This is a genomic window from Spirillospora sp. CA-128828, assembly GCF_050945415.1.
Taxonomy (GTDB): Bacteria; Actinomycetota; Actinomycetes; order Streptosporangiales; family Streptosporangiaceae; genus Spirillospora.
On the sequence record NZ_CP191986.1, the window covers coordinates 4577700 to 4597609 of the forward strand.

General features: G+C 72.7%; 21 protein-coding genes and 1 riboswitch. Of the genes, 9 read left to right on the forward strand and 12 right to left on the reverse strand.

The genetic code is table 11. From position 1 onward, the window contains the following. Window positions 1-58 precede the first annotated feature (58 nt). Both ACQPXG_RS22445 and ACQPXG_RS22450 read right to left on the reverse strand, forming a co-directional pair. Window positions 59-553, reverse strand: a complete 495-nt coding sequence (locus ACQPXG_RS22445) for a hypothetical protein (protein WP_433469665.1) — start codon at window positions 551-553, stop codon at window positions 59-61. 70 nt (window positions 554-623) lie between these two features. After that, a complete protein-coding gene (locus tag ACQPXG_RS22450) occupies window positions 624-1430 on the reverse strand; it encodes an acyl-CoA thioesterase (RefSeq protein WP_433469666.1) in 807 nt (268 codons plus the stop codon). Between the two features lie 191 nt (window positions 1431-1621). On the opposite strand from ACQPXG_RS22450, the gene pgi reads away from it, so the two are divergent. Further along, window positions 1622-3253 (forward strand): glucose-6-phosphate isomerase, encoded by a 1632-nt coding sequence (gene pgi / locus ACQPXG_RS22455; RefSeq protein ID WP_433469667.1) that lies wholly within the window; start codon window positions 1622-1624, stop codon window positions 3251-3253. Window positions 3254-3308: 55 nt separating this feature from the next. Here pgi and ACQPXG_RS22460 read toward each other — a convergent pair whose 3' ends face one another. From ACQPXG_RS22460 to ACQPXG_RS22485, 6 genes are all read right to left on the reverse strand, one after another. Further along, entirely contained in the window at window positions 3309-3566 is a 258-nt protein-coding gene (locus ACQPXG_RS22460; protein WP_433469668.1) for an EF-hand domain-containing protein, read from the reverse strand. A 100-nt stretch (window positions 3567-3666) separates the two neighbouring features. Next, window positions 3667-4410: a sugar isomerase domain-containing protein gene (locus ACQPXG_RS22465; protein ID WP_433469669.1), complete on the reverse strand. Its 744-nt coding sequence runs from the start codon at window positions 4408-4410 to the stop codon at window positions 3667-3669. Next, a complete protein-coding gene (locus ACQPXG_RS22470) occupies window positions 4403-4885 on the reverse strand; it encodes a PTS sugar transporter subunit IIA (RefSeq protein ID WP_433469670.1) in 483 nt (160 codons plus the stop codon). The genes ACQPXG_RS22465 and ACQPXG_RS22470 overlap by 8 nt, the downstream gene beginning before the upstream one ends. Then, window positions 4882-5184, reverse strand: a complete 303-nt coding sequence (locus ACQPXG_RS22475; protein WP_433469671.1) for a PTS sugar transporter subunit IIB — start codon at window positions 5182-5184, stop codon at window positions 4882-4884. Before ACQPXG_RS22475 ends, ACQPXG_RS22470 begins: the two co-directional genes overlap by 4 nt. 27 nt (window positions 5185-5211) lie before the next feature. After that, window positions 5212-6645, reverse strand: a complete 1434-nt coding sequence (locus tag ACQPXG_RS22480) for a PTS ascorbate transporter subunit IIC (RefSeq protein WP_433469672.1) — start codon at window positions 6643-6645, stop codon at window positions 5212-5214. 133 nt (window positions 6646-6778) lie between these two features. Further along, window positions 6779-7510 carry a GntR family transcriptional regulator gene (locus ACQPXG_RS22485; protein ID WP_433469673.1) on the reverse strand — a complete coding sequence of 244 codons (732 nt, stop codon included), beginning with the start codon at window positions 7508-7510 and terminating at the stop codon, window positions 6779-6781. 184 nt (window positions 7511-7694) lie between these two features. Here ACQPXG_RS22485 and ACQPXG_RS22490 point away from each other — a divergent pair, with 184 nt between their 5' ends. From ACQPXG_RS22490 to ACQPXG_RS22505, 4 genes are all read left to right on the forward strand, one after another. Beyond that, window positions 7695-9026: a hypothetical protein gene (locus ACQPXG_RS22490; protein ID WP_433469674.1), complete on the forward strand. Its 1332-nt coding sequence runs from the start codon at window positions 7695-7697 to the stop codon at window positions 9024-9026. A gap of 67 nt (window positions 9027-9093) precedes the next feature. Then, on the forward strand, window positions 9094-10224 hold the full coding sequence (locus ACQPXG_RS22495; RefSeq protein WP_433469675.1) for a carbohydrate kinase family protein: 1131 nt from the start codon (window positions 9094-9096) through the stop codon (window positions 10222-10224). Between the two features lie 47 nt (window positions 10225-10271). Then, window positions 10272-10901: a TetR/AcrR family transcriptional regulator gene (locus ACQPXG_RS22500; protein ID WP_433469676.1), complete on the forward strand. Its 630-nt coding sequence runs from the start codon at window positions 10272-10274 to the stop codon at window positions 10899-10901. A 41-nt stretch (window positions 10902-10942) separates the two neighbouring features. Further along, entirely contained in the window at window positions 10943-11845 is a 903-nt protein-coding gene (locus ACQPXG_RS22505; RefSeq protein WP_433469677.1) for an alpha/beta hydrolase, read from the forward strand. 4 nt (window positions 11846-11849) lie between these two features. Here the strand turns inward: ACQPXG_RS22505 and ACQPXG_RS22510 are convergent, their stop codons facing one another. Beyond that, window positions 11850-12791, reverse strand: coding sequence for a cupin domain-containing protein (locus ACQPXG_RS22510; RefSeq protein WP_433469678.1), 942 nt, complete (start codon window positions 12789-12791; stop codon window positions 11850-11852). Window positions 12792-12871: 80 nt separating this feature from the next. Between ACQPXG_RS22510 and ACQPXG_RS22515 the strand changes: the two genes are divergently transcribed. Beyond that, window positions 12872-13720 (forward strand): NAD(P)H-binding protein, encoded by an 849-nt coding sequence (locus tag ACQPXG_RS22515; RefSeq protein WP_433469679.1) that lies wholly within the window; start codon window positions 12872-12874, stop codon window positions 13718-13720. 30 nt (window positions 13721-13750) lie between these two features. Beyond that, window positions 13751-14254, forward strand: coding sequence for a DUF1772 domain-containing protein (locus ACQPXG_RS22520; RefSeq protein WP_433469680.1), 504 nt, complete (start codon window positions 13751-13753; stop codon window positions 14252-14254). A gap of 67 nt (window positions 14255-14321) precedes the next feature. Here ACQPXG_RS22520 and ACQPXG_RS22525 read toward each other — a convergent pair whose 3' ends face one another. Then, entirely contained in the window at window positions 14322-15743 is a 1422-nt protein-coding gene (locus ACQPXG_RS22525; RefSeq protein WP_433469681.1) for an alpha/beta hydrolase family protein, read from the reverse strand. Between the two features lie 80 nt (window positions 15744-15823). Between ACQPXG_RS22525 and ACQPXG_RS22530 the strand changes: the two genes are divergently transcribed. Next, window positions 15824-16387, forward strand: coding sequence for a helix-turn-helix domain-containing protein (locus tag ACQPXG_RS22530; protein WP_433469682.1), 564 nt, complete (start codon window positions 15824-15826; stop codon window positions 16385-16387). A 34-nt stretch (window positions 16388-16421) separates the two neighbouring features. After that, window positions 16422-17258, forward strand: a complete 837-nt coding sequence (locus tag ACQPXG_RS22535; RefSeq protein ID WP_433469683.1) for a metallophosphoesterase family protein — start codon at window positions 16422-16424, stop codon at window positions 17256-17258. 13 nt (window positions 17259-17271) lie between these two features. Here the strand turns inward: ACQPXG_RS22535 and ACQPXG_RS22540 are convergent, their stop codons facing one another. Beyond that, entirely contained in the window at window positions 17272-17859 is a 588-nt protein-coding gene (locus ACQPXG_RS22540) for a TetR/AcrR family transcriptional regulator (protein ID WP_433469684.1), read from the reverse strand. 173 nt (window positions 17860-18032) lie between these two features. Further along, window positions 18033-19784 carry a phosphomethylpyrimidine synthase ThiC gene (gene thiC / locus ACQPXG_RS22545; RefSeq protein ID WP_433469685.1) on the reverse strand — a complete coding sequence of 584 codons (1752 nt, stop codon included), beginning with the start codon at window positions 19782-19784 and terminating at the stop codon, window positions 18033-18035. Beyond that, window positions 19780-19893: riboswitch (TPP riboswitch) on the reverse strand. (Overlaps the previous gene by 5 nt.) Between the last annotated feature and the right edge of the window lie 17 nt (window positions 19894-19910).

Consider the following 19910-nt stretch of genomic DNA (forward strand, 5'->3'; position numbering starts at 1 on the left):
GAGGGCGAGCCTAACCCCGGTCGCGATCATGCTCGGCACCGGCGTCGCGAACGTCCCGTCAGGACCCTGCGGCGAGGCGGGCGCGCAGGTCGGTGGCGGCGCTCAGGACCGCTTCCCATTCGGTGCCGGAGGCGTCCACCTGCCGGTGCGCGGTGAAGTACGGGTTCAGTTCGACCTCCCGGTCCCCGGCGTGCCCGCGGACGGCGTCCAGCATCCCCGGCACCGGGTCGGGCCCGCGCTCGCGGGCGATCCCGGAGATCAGCCCGTCCAGCGCGGCGGGCGGGTCCCGCTTGCAGGGCAGCTCCAGCAACAGCTGGCCGCCGTAGAAGACCAGGTTCCGTGCGGTGTGGTCGACGACCGCGCCGCCCTCGGCCCAGGCGTCGTCCAGCCAGTCATGGGACGGGTCGTCGCAGCGATGCTGTGCGGAGATGAAGCGCCCGGCCGCCACGGGACCGGCGACCAGTGCTGAGCACACCCTGTCGGCGCCCCAGTGGGAGTAGTGCAGCCGCAGGCCGTCCTCGTCGATCAGGGCGAAGTTCGCGCGAGCTCCCATGGGCGGGGACCTTAGCCTCGGCCGCCGCGCCGCCCCAACGGTTTTCGCCGTGCTCAGGGAGAGGCCGTGCTCAAGGAGTGGCGGGGCGCAGGAGCGCCTCCTGGGCGATCGACGCCAGCAGCGTCCCGTCCTCGGTGTGGAGCGTCCCGCGGGCCAGGCCGCGTGCGCCGTGGTTCGTGACCGGGTCCACCGAGTAGAGCAGCCACCGGTCCACGCGCGGCGGCCGGTGGAACCACACGGCGTGGTCGAGGGTGACCGCGGTGGCGAGGCGCCGCGGCGAGCCGGGGGCGCGGGCGCTGCTGACGACCCCCATGTCCGACAGGTAGGCGATGAGGCACGCGTGCAGGGCCGGATCGTCGCCGACCGGCGCCGACGCCTTGATCCAGAACGGGTGCGGCATCGGGAACCCGTTCTCGCCGGGCGGGTTCACCACCCGGATGTCGAACCCGGCCGGATGCCGGAAGAACGCCGGCAGCTCCGGCTCGCCCAGCCCCTCGGGGCCGGGCGTGCCGGACGGCGGGGCGTCCTGCCAGTCGAACCCGTCCTCCGGGTCGTGGAACGAGGCGATCAGCTCCAGGATCGGCTTCCCGCCCTGGCTCGCGGTCACGTGCCGGGTCGAGAACGAGCGGCCGTCCCGGGTGCGGGCGACGTCGAAGGCCAGCGGCTCGTCCGGTGAGCCCGGGCGGATGAAGTACGCGTGCAGGGAGTGCGGCGGGCGCCCGCCGGCCGTCAGGCACGCGGCGCGCAGGCTCTGCCCGGCGACCTGCCCGCCGAACAGCCGCGGCCGCCCCACCGGCGGAGACGTGGCCATGAACGAGTCCTCGCCGAGCGGCGTCAGGTCGAACATGTGCGCGATGGCGTACGGGGCGTCGCTCATCAGGGAACCTCCTGCAACCTGCCGGTGACCCTACTCGCGGGTGCGGACGCCTGCGCGGTGGGGGACGGCCCTGATACGGTCACGCGCGGTCGACCTATGATCGCCGGTGGGGAACGGCGGGGCGCCCGGGGGACGCGCGGCGCCCGCCCCGCGAGGAGAGGACCTCGCCCCGCAAGGAGATGAGAGAGGCAATGGCTGATATCACCGAGTCGCCCGAATGGTCCGCGCTCGCCGAGCACCAGGCGGCGCTCGCGGGGCGGCACCTGCGCGAGCTGTTCGCGGACGATCCGGGGCGCGCCGACCGGATGACCGCGACCGCGGGGGACCTCTACCTGGACTACTCCAAGCACAGGGTCACCGGCGAGACCCTGACGCTGCTCACCGCGCTCGCCGAGCGGGCCGGGCTGCGCGCCCGGATCGAGGCGATGTTCACCGGCGAGCACATCAACGTCAGCGAGGACCGGGCCGTCCTGCACACCGCGCTGCGGCTGCCGCCCGGAGAGGCCCTGACCGCCGACGGGCAGGACGTCTCGGGAGACGTCCACGCCGTCCTGGACAAGATGGCCGCCTTCGCCGGGCGGGTCCGCTCGGGGGAGTGGACGGGGTTCACCGGGAAGCGGATCACGACCGTCGTGAACATCGGGATCGGCGGCTCCGACCTCGGCCCCGCCATGGCCTACGAGGCCCTCCACGACTTCGCCGACGCCGGGATCTCCTGCCGGTTCGTCTCCAACATCGACCCGGCCGACATCGTCGGGAAGCTCGCCGGGCTCGACCCGGAGCAGACGCTGTTCGTCATCAGCTCCAAGACGTTCGGGACGCTGGAGACGCTCACCAACGCCAAGGTCGCGCGGCAGTGGCTCATCGAGGGCCTCGGCGACGACAAGGCCGTCTCCCGGCATTTCGTCGCGGTCTCCACCAACGCCGAGCGAGTCGCCGAGTTCGGCATCGACACCGCCAACATGTTCGGCTTCTGGGACTGGGTCGGCGGACGCTACTCCTTCGACGGCGCCATCGGCCTCTCCCTGATGATCGCGATCGGCGGCGAGGCGTTCCGCGAGATGCTCGCGGGCTTCCGGGAGATCGACGAGCACTTCCGCACCGCGCCGTTCGAGGCGAACATGCCGGTGCTGATGGGGCTGCTCGGGGTCTGGTACACCGACTTCTTCGGCGCGCAGACCCGGGCCGTCCTGCCCTACAGCCAGCGCCTCTCGCGGCTCCCCGCCTACCTCCAGCAGCTCACGATGGAGTCCAACGGCAAGTCGGTCCGCGCCGACGGCGCGCCCGTCGTCGCGCAGACCGGTGAGATCTTCTGGGGCGAGCCCGGCACCAACGGCCAGCACGCCTTCTACCAGCTGCTGCACCAGGGCACCCGGCTGGTCCCGGCCGACTTCATCGGGTTCGCCGAGCCGTTCGAGGACCGCGCCGGCATGCACGACCTGCTGACCGCGAACATGCTCGCTCAGACGTCGGCGCTCGCGTTCGGCAAGACCGCCGAGGAGATCGCCGCCGAGGGCGCGCCCGCCGCGGTCGTCCCGCACAAGGTGATGCCGGGCAACCGGCCGACCAGCACGATCCTCGTGCCGAAGCTCACCCCGAAGACGCTCGGCTCGCTCGTCGCGCTCTACGAGCACATCGTGTTCGTCGAAGGGACGATCTGGGGCATCGACTCCTTCGACCAGTGGGGCGTCGAGCTCGGCAAGGTCATGGCGATGGACCTGGCCCCGGCGCTCACCTCGCAGGAGCCGCCGGCGCAGGCGCCCGACCCGTCCACGGCCGCCCTCGTGCGCAGGTACCGGCGGCTGCGCGGCCGGAAGGCCTGACGCGCATGAGAAGGGCCCGCCGGCACGGCCGGCGGGCCCTTCGTCTTCGGCGTGATCAGGCGTGCGTGCCGGGCAGGGAGCCCCCGGCCCAGCCCTCGGACTCGAGGATGGCGCGGAACTCCTCGTAGGAGATGAACCCGTCGAGGTTGGCGTCCGCCTTCTCGAACCTGTCCTGCGTCTCGGCGCGCGACCAGGCGAGCCCGAGCTCGTCCAGGACCATCGTGAACTCCATCAGGTCGAGCTTCTGATCGCCGCCGAGGTCCGCGCGCGTGAACACGGAAAGAAGGTCGTCCCCGGTCGGTCTGGTCGTCATCTCGCTCCTCGTTCCGGTCCGATGTGAACCCCGCATCTTGTCATGGCGGGCGAGCCGCACCATATGCGAAACGCCGCAGGATGAGGGGCTGTTCCCCCGGCTATTCGCCGCCCGTCAGCTCGGGGACCCGGTCTCGGTAGCGCGCCAGCAGACGGGCGTTCACGTCGTCGCCGCCCGGGACGTTCGCGCTCGTCCAGCGCGGCAGGTCGACGCCGCGTGCCGCCGCGAGATCGTCCAGGTCGGCCAGCACCCGCGCCCACGCGTACGCGGCCAGGACCGTGGAGACCGCCGCGGTGCGCGGCGCCTCCGCCGGATGCAGGACGTCCCCGGGCGGGACGCGCGTGTCCAGCACTATCGCCGCGTGGTCGGCCAGCGTCGTGTCGGCCCGCGCCGCGGCCCCCTCCGACGCGCGCGCCGACGTCACCGCGACGACCGGCACGCCCCGTGCCGCGCACTCCTCGGCGATCTCGACCGGATACGGGTTCCGTCCGCTGGTGGAGAACACCACCGCCACGTCCGGCGGTGCGGGCGCCGCCTTCTCGACCACCGCGCGCCCCACGCCGCCCCGCCGCTCGGCACGGGTGCTGCGCAGCGCGTGGTCGAGCGGGAACACCGCCGGATCCCAGATCGGGCGGACGGCGGCGAGGCCGCCCGCCCGGTAGAACGTCTCGCACACCATCGCCAGGGAGTGCCCCGCCCCGGCGACGTGCACGATCCCGTCGGCCTCGATCGACTCCAGCAGCAGGGCGGCCGCGTCACCGGCCGCCCGTCCCGAGGCCGCGTCGAGGTCGTCCAGCAGGTTCCGCACCCGGCCTGGGAGCTTCGTCCGGGTGTGCTCATGCATGGGCGAGGGCCTCCTTCAGGGCGCGGGCCAGGTCGTCCTCGCCGGACGCCGCGCGGAGCCGGTCCGCCAGGCCGCCGGACAGCGCCCGCGCCAGCCCGGACAGGGTGCCGACGTGCGCGTCCGGGTCGGGCGTGCAGAACGCGAGCAGCAGGTCGACCGGGTCGTTGTCAGGATGACCGAACTCGACCGGCGCGGCCAGCCGGGTCGCGCCGACTCCGACGGCCAGCCCGCCCTCCTCGGGACGGGCGTGGACGAGCGCGAGCCCCTTCGTCAGCACGATGTACGGGCCGTTCTCCTCCACCACCCTGACGCACGCATCCGGGTAGCCCGCGCCCGCCGCGCCCGCGTCGACGAGCGCGGAGGCCGCCGCCCGGACGGCCTCCCGCCAGTCGCGTGCGCCTGCGAGGTCGGTGGCGGCGATGACCGGTCGTTCCTTGGGGGCCCGGGGGGTCGCCCCCTCGGAGTGAGCCGTCACGGAAGCCAGCCCTGCTCGGTGAAGTGCTCCCTGAGCCGGGCCTCCAGCCCGTCCTTGTCCAGGAAGTCGCTGATGGTGATCACCACGGGCGCGAGGTCGGCGATCTCGCTGGTGTGCATGCCCTGGCCGATGATCACGTCGGGTGCCATTCCGCGCGCCGTGGACACGTCGGCGTTCTCCACCCGCGCGTCCACGCCGAGCGAGCGCAGCGCGTCCTCGGCGGTCATCTTGAGCATCAGGCTGGAGCCCATGCCGACGCCGCAGACCGCGAGGATCTCCAGTTGCCGGTCCAGTGCCATCTCGTTTCTTCTCTCTCCGTAGGCGGGTCAGGCCGTCGCGGCGGCCTTGTCCTCGGGTGCGGCGTCCTCGTCCGCCGGCGCCCGGCGCTTCTCGGCGCGGCCGAGGAGCAGCAGGGTAGCGACCATCGCGGCGAGCGCGACCGCGGGCACGAGCCAGATCGCGGAGCCGCCGGCCACCGGGTCCACGGCCTTCAGCAGCCACGCGATCGCGTACCAGTCGGGGTCGGCGAGGGTGGCGAGCTCGGGCGCGGTCTTCTCGTACAGGTCCCAGGTGACGGCCTGGCCGAACGCGAGGACCAGCCCGGTGATCACGCCGCCGAGGACGGCGCCGCGCCAGCCGGCCACCACGTTGCCGAACAGCGCCGCCGCGCCGCCCACGAAGAACAGCATGATCATGGGCGGGGCGAGGGTGAACCAGCCGGCGCCGGCGAACACGCCCAGGCAGACCAGGAACACGGCGGTCGAGGCGACGAAGCCGACCATGACCGCGGTCGGCGCGACCGGGAACACGGTCGGCGCGTCCAGCGCGGGGCGGGTGCCGGGGATGACGCGGTCGCTGAACCCCTTGAACGCCGGGACGATCTCGCCGAGGAACATCCGCACGCCGAACAGCAGGATCGCGATGCCGCCGGCGAACCGGAGGCCGACCAGGATCGCCCACACCCATGGGGACAGTTTGTCGTCCATCTCGGCCGCGGCCTTGGTCACCACGCCGTCGTCGGCGAGCGCGACCCCGATCAGCATGATCACCGTGATGATCAGCGCGGTGCTGACGTTGACGTCCTTGAAGAACGACAGCTGGCGTGGCAGCTTCAGCTTCTCGGTGTCGTGCTTGTCGCGGCTGCCGAGCGGGCGGGCCGCGAAGCCGGTGATCAGGCAGGCGAGCGAGCTGGTGTGCGCGAACCCGAACCGGTCGTCCGGCATGACGCGGCGCATCAGCGGCCGCATCCACAGCGGCTGGAGCGTCCAGTACGCGGCGACGAACCCGGCCCCGCACAGCACCAGCGTGAGCTGGTCGGCGTCCGGCGCGATCGTCACCAGGGAGGCGACCGTGACCGTGCTGATCCAGAACATCAGGTGCCCGGTCAGGTACAGGTACCGGGCCGCCGGGAAGATCCGCACCACCAGTACGTGGACGAGGAACGCGACCGTGATCACGAGCGCGACCGTGCCGCCCTGGTCGGTGAGGAAGTCCGCCAGGGTGTTGCCGGCCTTCGGCGGCGTCGTCCCCATCGCGCTGGCGAGGACGGTCTGGAAGCTGGTCAGCCCGCCGGTGAACACCTCCACGCCGATGAACAGGATGACCACGCCGATCGTGGCGCGCAGCGCGCCGGCGAAGACGTCCTCGAACCGTTTGCGCTGCAGGATCAGCCCGAGCAGGGTGATGATCCCGATGAGGATGGGCACCTGGCCGAACACGTTGTCGGCCAGGAACGTGAGGATGTCCTTGATGACGTCCATGGTGAGGTCGGCCTCCACATCTCGGGGGAGTGGTCGTGCGCTGTCGCCCCCGTCAGCGCGGATGGACGGTCGTGCGCCCGGAACGGCGGGCGCCGGGCCGCTGGTCGATGAGCCGGGATCGGTGGGTCGGGGATCAGTGGGTCGGCGGTCGCAGGTCCAGTTCCAGCCGGTACCGGTCGCCCCGGTAGACGGACCTGACGTACTCCAGAGGACGCCCGGCCTCGTCCCGGGTGACCCGCTCGAACAGGAAGGCCGGCATGTGCACCGGCACTCCCAGCTCGGCGGCCTCCTCGGCGGTGGTGACGGTCGGCTCGATCGTCTCGGTGCCCGAGGCGATCACGACGCCGTGGCCTCGCAGCAGGTCGTAGAACGACTGCCCTTCGAGGTCGTGCCTGCGCAGGCCCGGCATCAGCGACCGGGGCAGGTAGAGGGTCTCGATGGCCATGGTGGTCCCGTCCGCCAGCCGGAGCCGGCGAATGGTAAATACCTCTTCGACGGGTGACAGGGCCAGCCGCCGGCCGATCCGCGCGCCCGCCGTCTCGGTGCGGAACGACAGCACCCGGCCGCCCGGCTTCATCCCGCGCCTGATCATGTCCTCGGTGAACGAGGTCATGGTCAGCGACACGGCGATCCGCGGTTCGGCGACGTAGGTTCCGCTCCCGTGCCGCCGGTCGAGCAGGCCCTCGGCGACGAGGCCGTCGATGGCCTGCCGCAGCGTGGGCCGGGACACGCCGAGCTCCTCGGCCAGCCGGCGCTCGGACGGCAGCGCGTCGCCGACGTCCAGGCCGTCCAGCATGGCGAGCAGCTCGCGGCGCACCGCCTGCCGTTTCGTGCTCCCGGACCGGGCCTCACCGGCGGATGGCACGCCTTTCACCTCCTGCGGCCGCTGTTCTCGTCGTCGCACACCGTATGTCCCATTGTGGCGACTGGTCAATACCACTTTGGCGATGTTTGCCGTGGTCGTGGGCCACCGGTGCCGCCTACCTTCTCGGCAGATCGTCCTGACCGTGGCTATGCCGTGCCCGGCGCGCGGCGAGGAAGGCGGCGAGATGAGGAAGTTCGTGCGCGGCGCCGTGGCGCTGGCACTGCCGATGCTCATGCCGGCGGCGCTCAGCGCAGCCCCGGCCCACGCGGACGCGGCCCGGCCCGGCGCCCGCGAGGGGTGGCGGCTGATGGCCGCCGAGCCGTTCGACCGGCACCTCGACGACGCGAAGGTTCCGTGGAGACCGGACGGCGACGGCCCGTCCAGCCCCTACAACGTCGACATCTACGACAACGACGGCGCCTATTTCGACACGGTGGGCGGGCCCGCGTTCCGCGAGCAGCTGGCCAAGATGAAGACGTACCGCAAGTCGTTCGCGTTCGGAGAGCGCGGCTGGCTCACCGCCGAACTGGCCGCGCGCGACGCCGACGGGGACGGCCGACCGGACGCGCCCCCGGCGCTCACCTCCCGCCAGGGCACCGCCCACCTGGACGAGCCGAGCCACCAGGCGGGCGTCGTCATCCGCTCGACCCGCGACCTGCCCGCCGAGTACCGGGTGGAGATGACGCTGCGCGGCCTGGACTTCGGCGGTCAGCGCAACGGCTCCTGGGACTATCCGGACGGACGCGTCAACGGCTACTCGCCCGAAGGCTGCAAGACCAACTTCCCGTGGGCCTCGGGAGGCGACTTCGCCAGGCCGGAGTGCCAGTGGGCCGACGTCCGCACCGACTCCAACGGCTTCTACTACATGTCGATCATGGACTACCGGCAGGTCGCGCCGCACAACAACATCTTCGTCCACGGCCACCGCAAGGTCGCCATGGACGGCTACAACCGCTACAAGTACACCGGCAGCGGGCTGCTGTACTGCAATCCCGCGACCAAGCAGTACGAGCCCTACTCGGCCGGCACGGGCAACGGCGTCAATGCGATCTTCATGACCGACGACCGCCGGTACCCGGCGATGCCGGGCACCGAGTACCTGATGGAGAGCGAGTGCGGCCTCAAGAAGGCCGGCGCGATCGTCTCCACCGTCGACCTGAAGCCCGAACTACTGCCGCAGGAGCCCTACACGTTCGCGATCGAGCGGCGCGGCGGCGCCTACACGATGGAGATGTCGGGAGTGTTCGCGCACGTGGGCCGGGCGACCTTCCGGTACACGCGCTCGTTCGTCCAGGACGGCGAGCCGATCTGGCACTACAACCAGCGGCCGGACGAGTACGACGGCCGCTTCAACGCCGACTGGACCTGGCAGGGGCCGGGCGGCACCCTCGTCGACCACGACACCTGGCCCGCCGGGTCCGCCTACCCGGACCGGTTCATGATCGGTGACCCGCACCTGAACTTCTACGAGGGATCCGCGCAGGTGGACGACATCCGCCTGTACGTTCCGAAGTAGACATTGATGTCAGTGGTGCGGGCTAGGGTCCCGTGAAAACGTGCCCAAGCCTCGCTCTGGGGGCCTCGTGACTCAGCAGACCGCGCCCGGCCGGGCGCCGGAGCCGTCCCTCGCCGACCCCTGCGCCGAGCGGGAGCCGGCGGGGGTGCGGCTGCGCCCGGACGGCGCGGCCTCCGGGCTGGACGTCTTCCTGTCCGGCCGGGTCTTCATGGACATGATCTTCACCGGGCTGCCGGGGCTGCCGCCGCCCGGCACCGAGATCGTCACCGACGGGCTCGGTTCCGCGCCGGGCGGCGTCGCGAACATCGCGGTGGCGATGAGCCGGCTCGGCCTGCGGGTCGGGCTCGCGGCCCCGTTCGGGGACGACATGTTCGGCGCCTACCTGTGGCGGACGCTCGCCGAGCAGGAGGGGGTCGACCTCGGCCTGTCCCGGCGGGTGCCGGGATGGTCGACGCCGGTGACGGTGTCGATGGCCTACGACTCCGACCGCAGCATGGTGACGTTCGCCCGTCCCGTCCCCTCCGCTCCCGGTGAACCAGGCGAAATGGACGAGATCGGCGCGCCGCCCGCCGCGCGGGCGTGCTTCGTGGACGTCGACCAGCCGGTCCCGGCCTGGGCGGCCCGGATGCGCGAACGCGGCACGCTGGTCTTCGGCGACCTCGGCTGGGACCAGACGGGCGCCTGGCCCGCCGAGGTCCTCGACCGTCTCGCGCACGTGGACGTGTTCCTCCCGAACGCCGCCGAGGCGATGTCCTACACGCGCACGCGCACCCCCGCCGAAGCCGCCGAGGCGCTCGCCGAGCGGGTGCCCGTCGTCGTGGTCAAGTGCGGCGGGGACGGCGCGATCGCCATCGACTCGGTGGCGGGGGAGCGGGCCGAGACCGGCGCGCTGCCGGTGGAGGCGCTCGACCCGACCGGCGCGGGCGACGTGTTCGCCGCCGGATTCGTGTTCGCCACCCTCGCCGGCCTCCCGCTGGCCGAGCGGCTCCGGTTCGCCAACCTGTGCGCGGGTCTGTCGGTGCGGCACCGAAGCGGCTCGCTCGGCTCACCCTGCTGGGGTGAGATCGCGGCGTTCGGCGAGTCGGGGGAGGTCCCCGAGTCCGTCCTTGCGGACTACGCGTTCGTCATCCCGTTCATTCCGGACGCCGCCGACGACACGGTCGTCCGCGCCGAGCCCACGCTCCGCACGGAGCTCTGAACCGCCGGGATTGCTAATGCGAAGCATTTCGCATTAGCATCGGCCGGGTGACCGAGGACGCGCCGGCGGCGAGGGCCGCCCGACCCGGGGGCCGGACGGCCCGCACCCGCGCCGCCGTGCTCGATGCGGTGCTCGGCGAACTGGAGGACGCCGGATACGCCGGCCTCACCCTCGACCGCGTGGCCGAGCGGTCGGGGGTCCACCTCGCCACGCTGTACCGGCGGTGGCGCAACGTCGAGGGGCTCGTCGTCGACGTCCTCGGCGAGATCGCGACGCGGGAGGTGCCGATCCCCGACACGGGGTCGCTGCGCGACGACCTGCGCGCCCTCGCGTCCGAGATCGCCGGGCTGTACGCCCGGCCCCGGTACCGCGCGCTGGTCGAGGGCATGGTGGCCGCCGCCGTCCGCTCGCCGGAGGCCGCCGCCGCGCTGACCGAGGTGTTCGCCGAGCGGAACCGGCTCGCCGCGCGGATCGTCGAGCGCGCCGCCGAGCGCGGGGAAGTGCCTCCCGGCACCGACGCCGCCGCGGTCGTCGCCGCCGTCGGCGCGCCCTTCTACTACCGGCTGCTGATCCTGCGCGGGCCGGTGGACGACGCTCTGGCCGAGACCGCCGCGGCGGCCGCCTACGCGGCCGCGCTGGACGGCGCGTTCTCGCCTCCCGGAACCCAGGACCCCTGACCACGGGCGGTGATCCGCCACTCTCCCCGGAAGGACCCGGCATGCGCCACGACATCGAGTTCGACTCGGCCGGCACGACGCTCCGCGGCTGGCTCTACACGCCGGACGGCCGCCCGGCCCCGCACCCGGCGGTCGTCGTCACCCACGGCTACGGGGCCGTCAAGGAGCAGTACACCGACGACATCGCCGAGGCGCTCGCCGCGTCCGGGCTGGCCGTCCTGCTCTACGACCACCCGTCGTTCGGCGCCAGCGACGGCGAACCCCGCCAGGAGGTCGACCCGTGGGCGCAGATCCGCGGCTACCGGGACGCGATCACGTTCCTGTGCACGCGGGACGAGGTCGACGCAGACCGCATCGGCGTGTTCGGCTCCAGCTACTCGGGCGGCCACGTGCTCGTCGTCGCGGCGGTGGACCGCCGGGTCAAGTGCGTCTACGCACAGGTCCCGGTGATCAGCGGCGGGACGAGCATGTCCCGGTTCATCCCGTCCGAGACGCTCGCCGAGGTCCGCCGGACGTTCGACGCGGACCGGCTCGCCCGGTTCCGCGGCGAGGCCCCGGCGATGATCCCGCTGATCACCGAGACGCCCGGGGAACTCGCCGCGCTGCCCGACCGCCCGACCTACGAGTGGTACCGCACGATCGAGCCGGAACGGCTGAAGACCTGGCGGAACGAGGTCACGCTTCGCTCGGTCGAGATGACCGCCGAGTACGAGCCGGGCGACTCCATCGCGCGCATCACGCCGACGCCGCTGCTGATGGTGGTCGCGGACCAGGACATGCTCACCCACAGCGACCTGGCCTTCGCCGCCTACGAACGGGCCCTGCACCCGAAGCGGCTGGAGATCCTGCACGGCGACCACTTCGTCGTCTACGGCAAGGAGAGCGGACGCGTCCTCGCGCTCATGACCGCCTTCTTCCACGAGCACCTCGGCGCGGCGGCCTGACCGGTCAGGCGGTCACCGGGCCGCTGCGATACTCCTGCGGGCTGAGGCCGCGTTCGCGCTTGAACGCGGTGCTGAGCGCAAAGGCGTTGCCGTAGCCGACCCGGCGTGCCACGGACTCCAGCGTCGCGTCGCTCTCGCGCAGCAGGTCGGCGGCCTGGGCGAGGCGGAGACCGGTCAGGTACGCCATGGGAGGCTCCCCGATCAGCTTCGCGAACCGCTGGGCGAGCGCCGCGCGCGACACGCCGACCTTGGCCGCCAGGTCCGCGACCGTCCAGGGGTGGGACAGGTCCTCGTGCAGGAGCCGCAGCGCCGGGCCGACGACCGCGTCGCCGTGCGCGCGGTACCAGCCGGGCGCCTCGGCCTCCGGCCGGGAGAACCAGGCGCGCAGCGTCGCGATGAGCAGCAGGTCCAGCAGCCGGTCGAGGACGATGTCCTGGCCGGGCTCGTCCTTGCCGATCTCCTCCTGGAGCACGTCGACGAGCGGTGACCGCCACGTGTCGCCGCGGACGACCGCCATCGGCGGCAGCGCGGACAGCAGCCGCCGCGTGACGGCGCCGCGCAACTGGTAGGTGCCGACCAGCATGACGGTGGAGCCGTCCGGGTCGTTGCCCCAGGCGCGGACGCCGAGGTCCATCGCCTCCGACAGGCTCGTCCCGTCCGGGGTGGTGCAGTGCTGCCCCGGATGGATGACGATCTGCGGCTCGGTCGCGGGGTCGTCGCTGACCGTGTACGGGTCCGGGCCGCGGAAGACGACCATGTCGCCGGGGCCCACGCGCTGCGCCGCTCCGTCGTCCGGCAGCAGCCACGCGTCGTCCCTGACCATGGAGAGCAGTGTGAGCGGGGCCTCGTCCTGGATCCGCATCGACCAGGGCGGGCTGAGGCTCGCACGCAACATGAACGCCCCCCGCGCGCGCGGCCCGTCGAGGAGGTCGGCCAGAGCGTCCATGAAGCAAGCGTAGACGCTCGCGTATACAGGCGAGCTTCTCAACGATGGGCGCCGGGAGCGCTCGGCTGTTGACTCTAAGCATGACGAACAGCGCAGCGAACATCATCGAGAAGGGCCTCACCCTCGTCCTCGGCGGGACCGGGAAGACCGGCCGCCGCGTCGTCGAGCGGCTGGAGGCCCTGGACGTCCCGGTCCGGATGGGGTCCCGGTCGGCGTCGCCGCCCTTCGACTGGGAGGACGAGACCACCTGGCCGCCCGTCCTGCGGGACGTCGAGAACGTCTACCTCTCCTACTACCCGGACCTAGCGGCGCCCGGTGCCCGGGAGGCCGTCCGCGCGTTCACGGACGCGGCGGTGGACGCGGGTGTCCGGCGGGTGGTCCTGCTGTCGGGACGCGGCGAGCCCGAGGCGCAGGAGTGCGAGCGGGTCGTCCGCGAGTCGGGACTTGCGTGGACGGTGGTCCGGTCGGCCTGGTTCGCACAGAACTTCAGCGAGGACTATCTTCTCCACCCCGTCCTGGCCGGCGAGGTGACCCTCCCGGCGGGCGACGTGCCCGAGCCGTTCATCGATGCCGGCGACATCGCGGACGTGGCCGTCGAGGCGCTCACCCGCGACGGGCACGACGGCGAGGTGTACGAGGTGACCGGCCCGCGGGCGCTCACCTTCACCGAGGCCGTGGCCGAGATCGGCCGCGCCGCCGGACGGGAGATCGCCTTCGTCCAGGTCAGCGCGGACGACTATGCGGCGGCGCTCGGCGAGCAGGGCCTACCCGAGGAGCTCGCCGGGTTCCTCACCTACCTGTTCGCGAACGTCCTGGACGGCCGCAACGCCCGGCCCGCCGACGGCGTGCGGCGGGCGCTCGGCCGCGAGCCCCGGGACTTCGCCGACTACGCGCGGGACACCGCCGCCAGCGGCATCTGGAACGCCTGATTCTCACCATCGCGACGATTGGACCTGATCATGAAATTCGCACTGGCGGGCGTCTCGGCGACCCTCTCCATCATCATGGCGGCCGGCATGGCCGGAGCGTTCTTCGCCTTCTCCACCGGCGTCATGCCGGGCCTGAACGCGGCGAAGCCGGGCTCGGCGATCGACGCCATGCAGGGCATCAACCAGAAGATCCAGAATCCGGTCTTCATCGCCGTGTTCCTGCTCGTCCCCGTCCTGGCGATCGCGGCGGGGGTGCTGCTGCTGACCCTGGACCAGAAGTCCGCGGCCATCCTGTTCTTCGTCGCCGCGGCGGTGTACTTCGCGGGCGCGCTCGTCCCGAGCTTCGCGGTGAACATCCCGATGAACAACGACCTGGACGGCGTCACGATCCCGAAGGACGCGGGCGAGGCGGCGAAGATCTGGTCGGACTACTCCGGCCGCTGGACGGCCTGGAACACGGCACGGGCCGTCTTCAGCTGGGCGAGCCTCCTCGCCATGAGCCTGGGCGTCTACGTCTGGGGCAAGAACAACTGACGGCCGGAGGCGGAAAGCGGCCCGTGCTCCCGGAAGGAGCACGGGCCGTCCTCTGTCACCGTCCGGCTCACGGCAGGAGCAGGCCCCAGTGGAGTCCCCACGGGACGAGCACCGCGCCGGCGGCCATCAGCAGGCCGAGCCGGACGCGCTCGCCCGGCGCGACGTCCGCCGCGGCCCGGCGCCACGCCACCGCGGTCGCGATCGCCGCCGCGACCGCGGCCACGGCGAGCCCCTGCAGGATCAGCCACGGCAGCGGCCTGCCGCCGAGGACGGGGCCGGGGTCGGGCGAGCTGCCCGCCACCAAAGAGAAGAGGTAGACGACCGGGCCGAACCCGGCGGCGAAGCCCGCGCCGGCCAGCAGCCGCGCCCAGCGGCTCACCGGGCGGACCCTCCGGCCGCGGAGCCTGCGCACCAGCGCCACCAGCGGGTACGCGGTGAACGCCACGAGGAACAGCAGAACCGCCGCCAGGTGCACCCACCGCGACTCCCACCACGGCAACGGCTGCACCTCGACACTGGGGTATTTCTGGTGCAGGGGCGTGGCGGCATCGGCCTCGGGCAGCTTCCCGTTCGTCACGTCATGCACCCACGTGCCGACGAGGTCGGCGTAGCCGGGGGCCAGTTCGGCGCCGCGGGTGATGCCGCCGTCCGGCGTCAGGTGGGCGGCGTGGTCGGCGCCGGTGAAGAAGCGGAACGTGTAGTGGGTGTTGCCGCCCCGCCGCAGGGCCCGCGCGAACAGCGGCGGGTTGTCCTCGGGCGGGGTCTGCAGGTCGTACTCGCCCCAGACGCCGAGCAGCGGCTGCCGGACGCGCTGCAGGACGCCCTGCGCGTCGAAGTACGCCTCGGCGAACAGGCCGGCGTCGCCCGCGAGCCGGGCGAGGGCCGGTTTGCCGCGGTCGACCAGCGAGCCCGAGACCCCGGCCCGGCGCAGGTCGTAGCTCTCGTTCCAGTTCTGCTGGCGGATCGGCGTCATGGCGTTGCCGCCGACCACGATCACGAAGGCCGCGTCGGCCGTGCGGGACGCGGCGAGCGGCGCCACCCAGCCGCCCTCGCTGAGCCCCCACAGGCCCACCTTCGCGGGATCGACGCCGGGTCGCGCACGCAGTGCGCGCAGCCCGCCGAGCGCGTCGTCCGCGAGGTCGGAGTAGTCGCGGTGGAGGTCGGTGTACCCCTCTGAGCGCTTGTCGTAGATCAGCACGGCGAGGCCGCGGCGGGCGAACTCCGTGGCCTCGGTGAGCAGGTGTTCGCGCGGCACACCGGAGCCGGACCCGGTGACGAGGACGACCCCGGGCCGGGGCGGGCCCTTCTTCGCCGGCGCCAGGACCGTGCCGTGGAGGGTCAGCCCGCCGGCCCCCGCGAAGCTCACGTCCGTCGTGGTCAGGCCGGGCGGTGCGGGGACCGGCCCCGACGCGGGTGCGGCGGCCCGGGCGGGCGCCGCGAGGAGGGCGCCGAGGACGAGCGCCAGGAGGAGGGTCAAAGCGGTCTTCATGGCGGCGACCCTAGAACTGCAGAGAAAGCTCTGCAAAGAGTTCTCTGCAAATATACCTCTGGAGTACTAGGCTGCTCCCCATGAAGGACGAGGAGCCCGTCATCCTGGACGACCCGGGACGGATCAAGGCGCTGAGCCATCCCCTGCGGCGGCGGATCCTGCACCGGCTGCGGGCGCACGGCCCCGCGACGTCCACGACGATCGGCGAGGCGCTCGGCGCCAACACCGGCACGACCAGCTACCACCTGCGGCAGCTGGAGAAGTATGGGTTCATCGAGGAGATCCCGGAACGGTCCGCCGGCCGGGAGCGCTGGTGGCGCCGGGCCGAGGGGCCGCGCGACGTCCGCACGCCCGACCCGGATTCCCTGCCGCCCGAGGACCGGCCGGTCCTCGCCGAGCTGCTCCGGATCGGCCACGCCGAGGACATGGAGCTGTTCGGGCGGCTGCCCGCGGTCTACGAGCGGGAAAGGAGGTGGGCGCTCCTGTCGCGCGGGTTCGCCCACATGACCGAGGAGGGACTGGCCGAGTTCTTCGAGGCGTACATCCGCCTGCTGCACGAGCACGCGCACCGCCGGGAGGACGCGCCGCCGGGGGCGCGTCCCGTCCACATCCGCCTGTTCACCCTGCCCGCCGACGACGAGTGAGGCCGCCCTCCCTGCCGGGGCTTACGATCTCTGGATGGGCGGTGTCTACGCGATCAGCGACCTGCACGTGGGGTTCCCGGAGAACCGCGCGTTCGTCGAGGGGCTGCGGCCGGTGTCCGGCGGCGACTGGCTGATCGTGGCGGGCGATGTCGCCGAGCACTTCGCCGACGTCGAGTGGGCGCTCCGCACGCTGAGCGAGCGCTTCGCGACCGTGCTGTGGGTGCCCGGCAACCACGAGCTGTGGACCGTCAAGGACGACCCGGTGGCGCTGCGCGGCGAGGCCCGCTACCGCCGGCTCGTCGACATGTGCCGCGGCCTGGGCGTGCTGACCCCTGAGGACCCGTACCCGGTGTGGGACGGCGAGGCCGGTCCCGTGACGGTCGCGCCGCTGTTCATCCTGTACGACTACACCTTCCGGCCGGACGGGACGTCCACCAAGGAAGAGGCGCTTGAGGTCGCACACGAGGCGGGTGTCGTGTGCACCGACGAGGTCTATCTGCACCCCGACCCGTACCCCACCCGGGACGCCTGGTGCGCCGCCCGGATCGCCTACACCGAGGAACGCCTGGCCGCCCTGGAGCCGGGAACGCGGACCGTGCTCGTCAACCATTGGCCGCTCGTCCGCGAACCCACCCGCGTCCTGTGGTATCCCGAGTTCGCCCAATGGTGCGGCACCGAGCGCACCGCGGACTGGCACGCGCGCTACGGCGCGGTGTCCGTCGTGTACGGGCACCTGCACAACCCGCGGACGATCTGGACCGGCGACGTCCCGCACATCGAGGTGTCGGTCGGCTACCCGCGGGAATGGCGCAAGCGGGCCGAGGAGCCGCGCGGCCCTCGCCGCGTCCTGCCCAGTCCCGACACGGCCTGACCGGCGGCGAGGGCTAGCGGGCCTTGCCCGGCATCACGCCGGTGGCGGCGAGCGACAGCAGCCGGCCCGCGGCCACCGGTTCCCGCTCGGTGACCGCCGCGATCGCCCCGGCGAGCCTCAGCACGTCGGTGAACGGGACCCCGGCGGGCGCGTCCCCGGCACGCTGCGCGCGGGCGAACAGCGCCTCGCCCGCCTCGTGCATGGCCCTCCAGGAGCGGGACGGTTCCGGCCGCTCGTCCTGGAGCGACACCATCGCCGAGGCCGCCATCCCGGGGAACGCCGTGACCTCGGAGATGAACGTCCGCAGCCACGTCATGAGGGCCTCGCCCGGCGCCGGGGTGACCATCAGGTCGCGGGCCGCCGCGGCGAGGTCGTCGTAGACCCCGGCGAGCAGCGCCTCCAGGAGGTCCTGGCGGGTGGGGAAGTGGCGGTAGAGCGTGCCGATGCCGACCCCGGCGCCACGGGCGACGCCCTCCAGGGACGCGCCGGCCCCGTCCCGCTCGAACGTCTCCCGCGCGGCGGCGAGCAGCCGCGCACGGTTGCGGCGCACGTCGGCGCGCACCGCCCGGGCGCGGGCCTTCGGCGTGTCGTCGCTGGTCACCTGGGTCGTCGGTCCTTCCCGGCGGGTAGACGGCGCTGCGGCGATTCGAGGGGATCCGCGGCTTTGGAACGGTCCTTCGATCCTATCCGCGCCGCCCCGGTGACCGGTGGCCGGATGCGCCCGGGCGCCCGGCCCGCCGCGGACGGTGCCGCGGCGGGCCGGACGCCGTGCGGTCAGGAACCGGCGGGGGAGACCGGCAGGTAGACCCGCCCGCCGGCCGCCTTGAACTCCGCGGCCTTCTCCCGCATCCCGGCGGCGAGCGCCTCGCCCTCGGCCAGCCCGTGCTCGCCGGCGTACCGCCGGACGTCCCGCGTGATCTTCATCGAGCAGAAGTGCGGGCCGCACATCGAGCAGAAGTGCGCGGTCTTCGCGGGCGCCGCCGGGAGCGTCGCGTCGTGGAACGCGCGGGCGGTGTCCGGATCGAGGGAGAGGTTGAACTGGTCCTCCCACCGGAAGTCGAACCGCGCGTCCGACAGCGCGTCGTCCCACGCCTGCGCGCCCGGATGGCCCTTGGCCAGGTCGGCGGCGTGCGCGGCGATCTTGTAGGCGATCACGCCGGCCTTGACGTCGTCGCGGTCCGGCAGCCCGAGGTGCTCCTTCGGCGTGACGTAGCAGAGCATCGCGGTGCCGTGCCAGCCGATCATCGCGGCGCCGATCGCCGAGGTGATGTGGTCGTAGCCGGGCGCGATGTCGGTGGTCAGCGGGCCGAGCGTGTAGAACGGCGCCCCGTCGCACCACTCCTGCTGCAGGTCGACGTTCTCCTTGATCTTGTGCATCGGGACGTGCCCGGGCCCCTCGTTCATCACCTGGTTGCCGTACTCCGCCGCGATCCTCGTCAACTCGCCCTGCGTGCGCAGCTCGGCGAACTGCGCCTCGTCGTTGGCGTCCGCGATCGAACCGGGGCGCAGGCCGTCCCCGAGCGACCAGGTGACGTCGTAGGCGGCGAAGATCTCGCACAGCTCCCGGAAGTGCGTGTAGAGGAAGTTCTCCTCGTGGTGCGCCAGGCACCAGGCCGCCATGATCGACCCGCCGCGAGACACGATCCCCGTCTTGCGCCGCGCCGTCAGCGGCACGTACGGGAGCAGGACCCCGGCGTGCACGGTCATGTAGTCCACGCCCTGCTCGGCCTGCTCGATCACCGTGTCGCGGAAGACCTCGTAGGTCAGCTCCGCGGGGTCGCCGCCGACCTTCTCGACGGCCTGGTAGAGCGGGACGGTCCCGACCGGCACCGGAGAGTTCCGCAGGATCCACTCCCGCGTGGTGTGGATGTCCTTCCCGGTCGACAGGTCCATGATCGTGTCGGCGCCCCACCGGGTCGCCCACGTCATCTTCTCGACCTCGTCCTCGACCGAGGACGCGACCGCCGAGTTGCCGATGTTCGCGTTCACCTTCACCAGGAAGTTCCGCCCGATGACCATCGGCTCGATCTCGGGGTGGTTGACGTTGGCGGGCAGCACGGCGCGCCCGGCCGCCAGCTCGTCCCGGACGAACTCCGGCGGCACGCCCTCGCGCAGCGCCGCGAACTCCATCTCCGGCGTGATCTCCCCGCGGCGCGCGTAGGCGCGCTGGGTCACCGCGCCGCCGGCCGCCCGGCGCGGCCGCCGCGGCAGGAAGTCCTCCCGGACCACCTGCGCGGGGCCGCCCAAGGCGGCGGGCGCCGGCCGCCTCCCGTCGTCCTCGGGACGCGCCGCCCGCCCCTCGTACGGGACGGTGTCGCCGCGCTCGGCGATCCACGCCTCCCGCACCGGGGGCAGCCCCCTGCGGACGTCGGTGTCCTGCTCAGGATCGGTGTACGGCCCGGAGGTGTCGTACAGGACGACGGCGTCGCCGTTGGTCAGCGGCACCTCCCGCATCGGGACGCGGATGTCGGGGCGCGAGCCCTGGAGGTAGGTCTTGCGCGCAGCTGGAACCACAGGTTCGGTCATGACGACTCGATCTCTCCCTACGCCGGCATTACCCGGTCAGGTTCATGCGGTCAGCGGCCGTCCCAGCCGCTATCTCAGCCCGGTTCGCCGGGCCCCCGCGATCTGTCGCCCCCGACGCTAACCCGC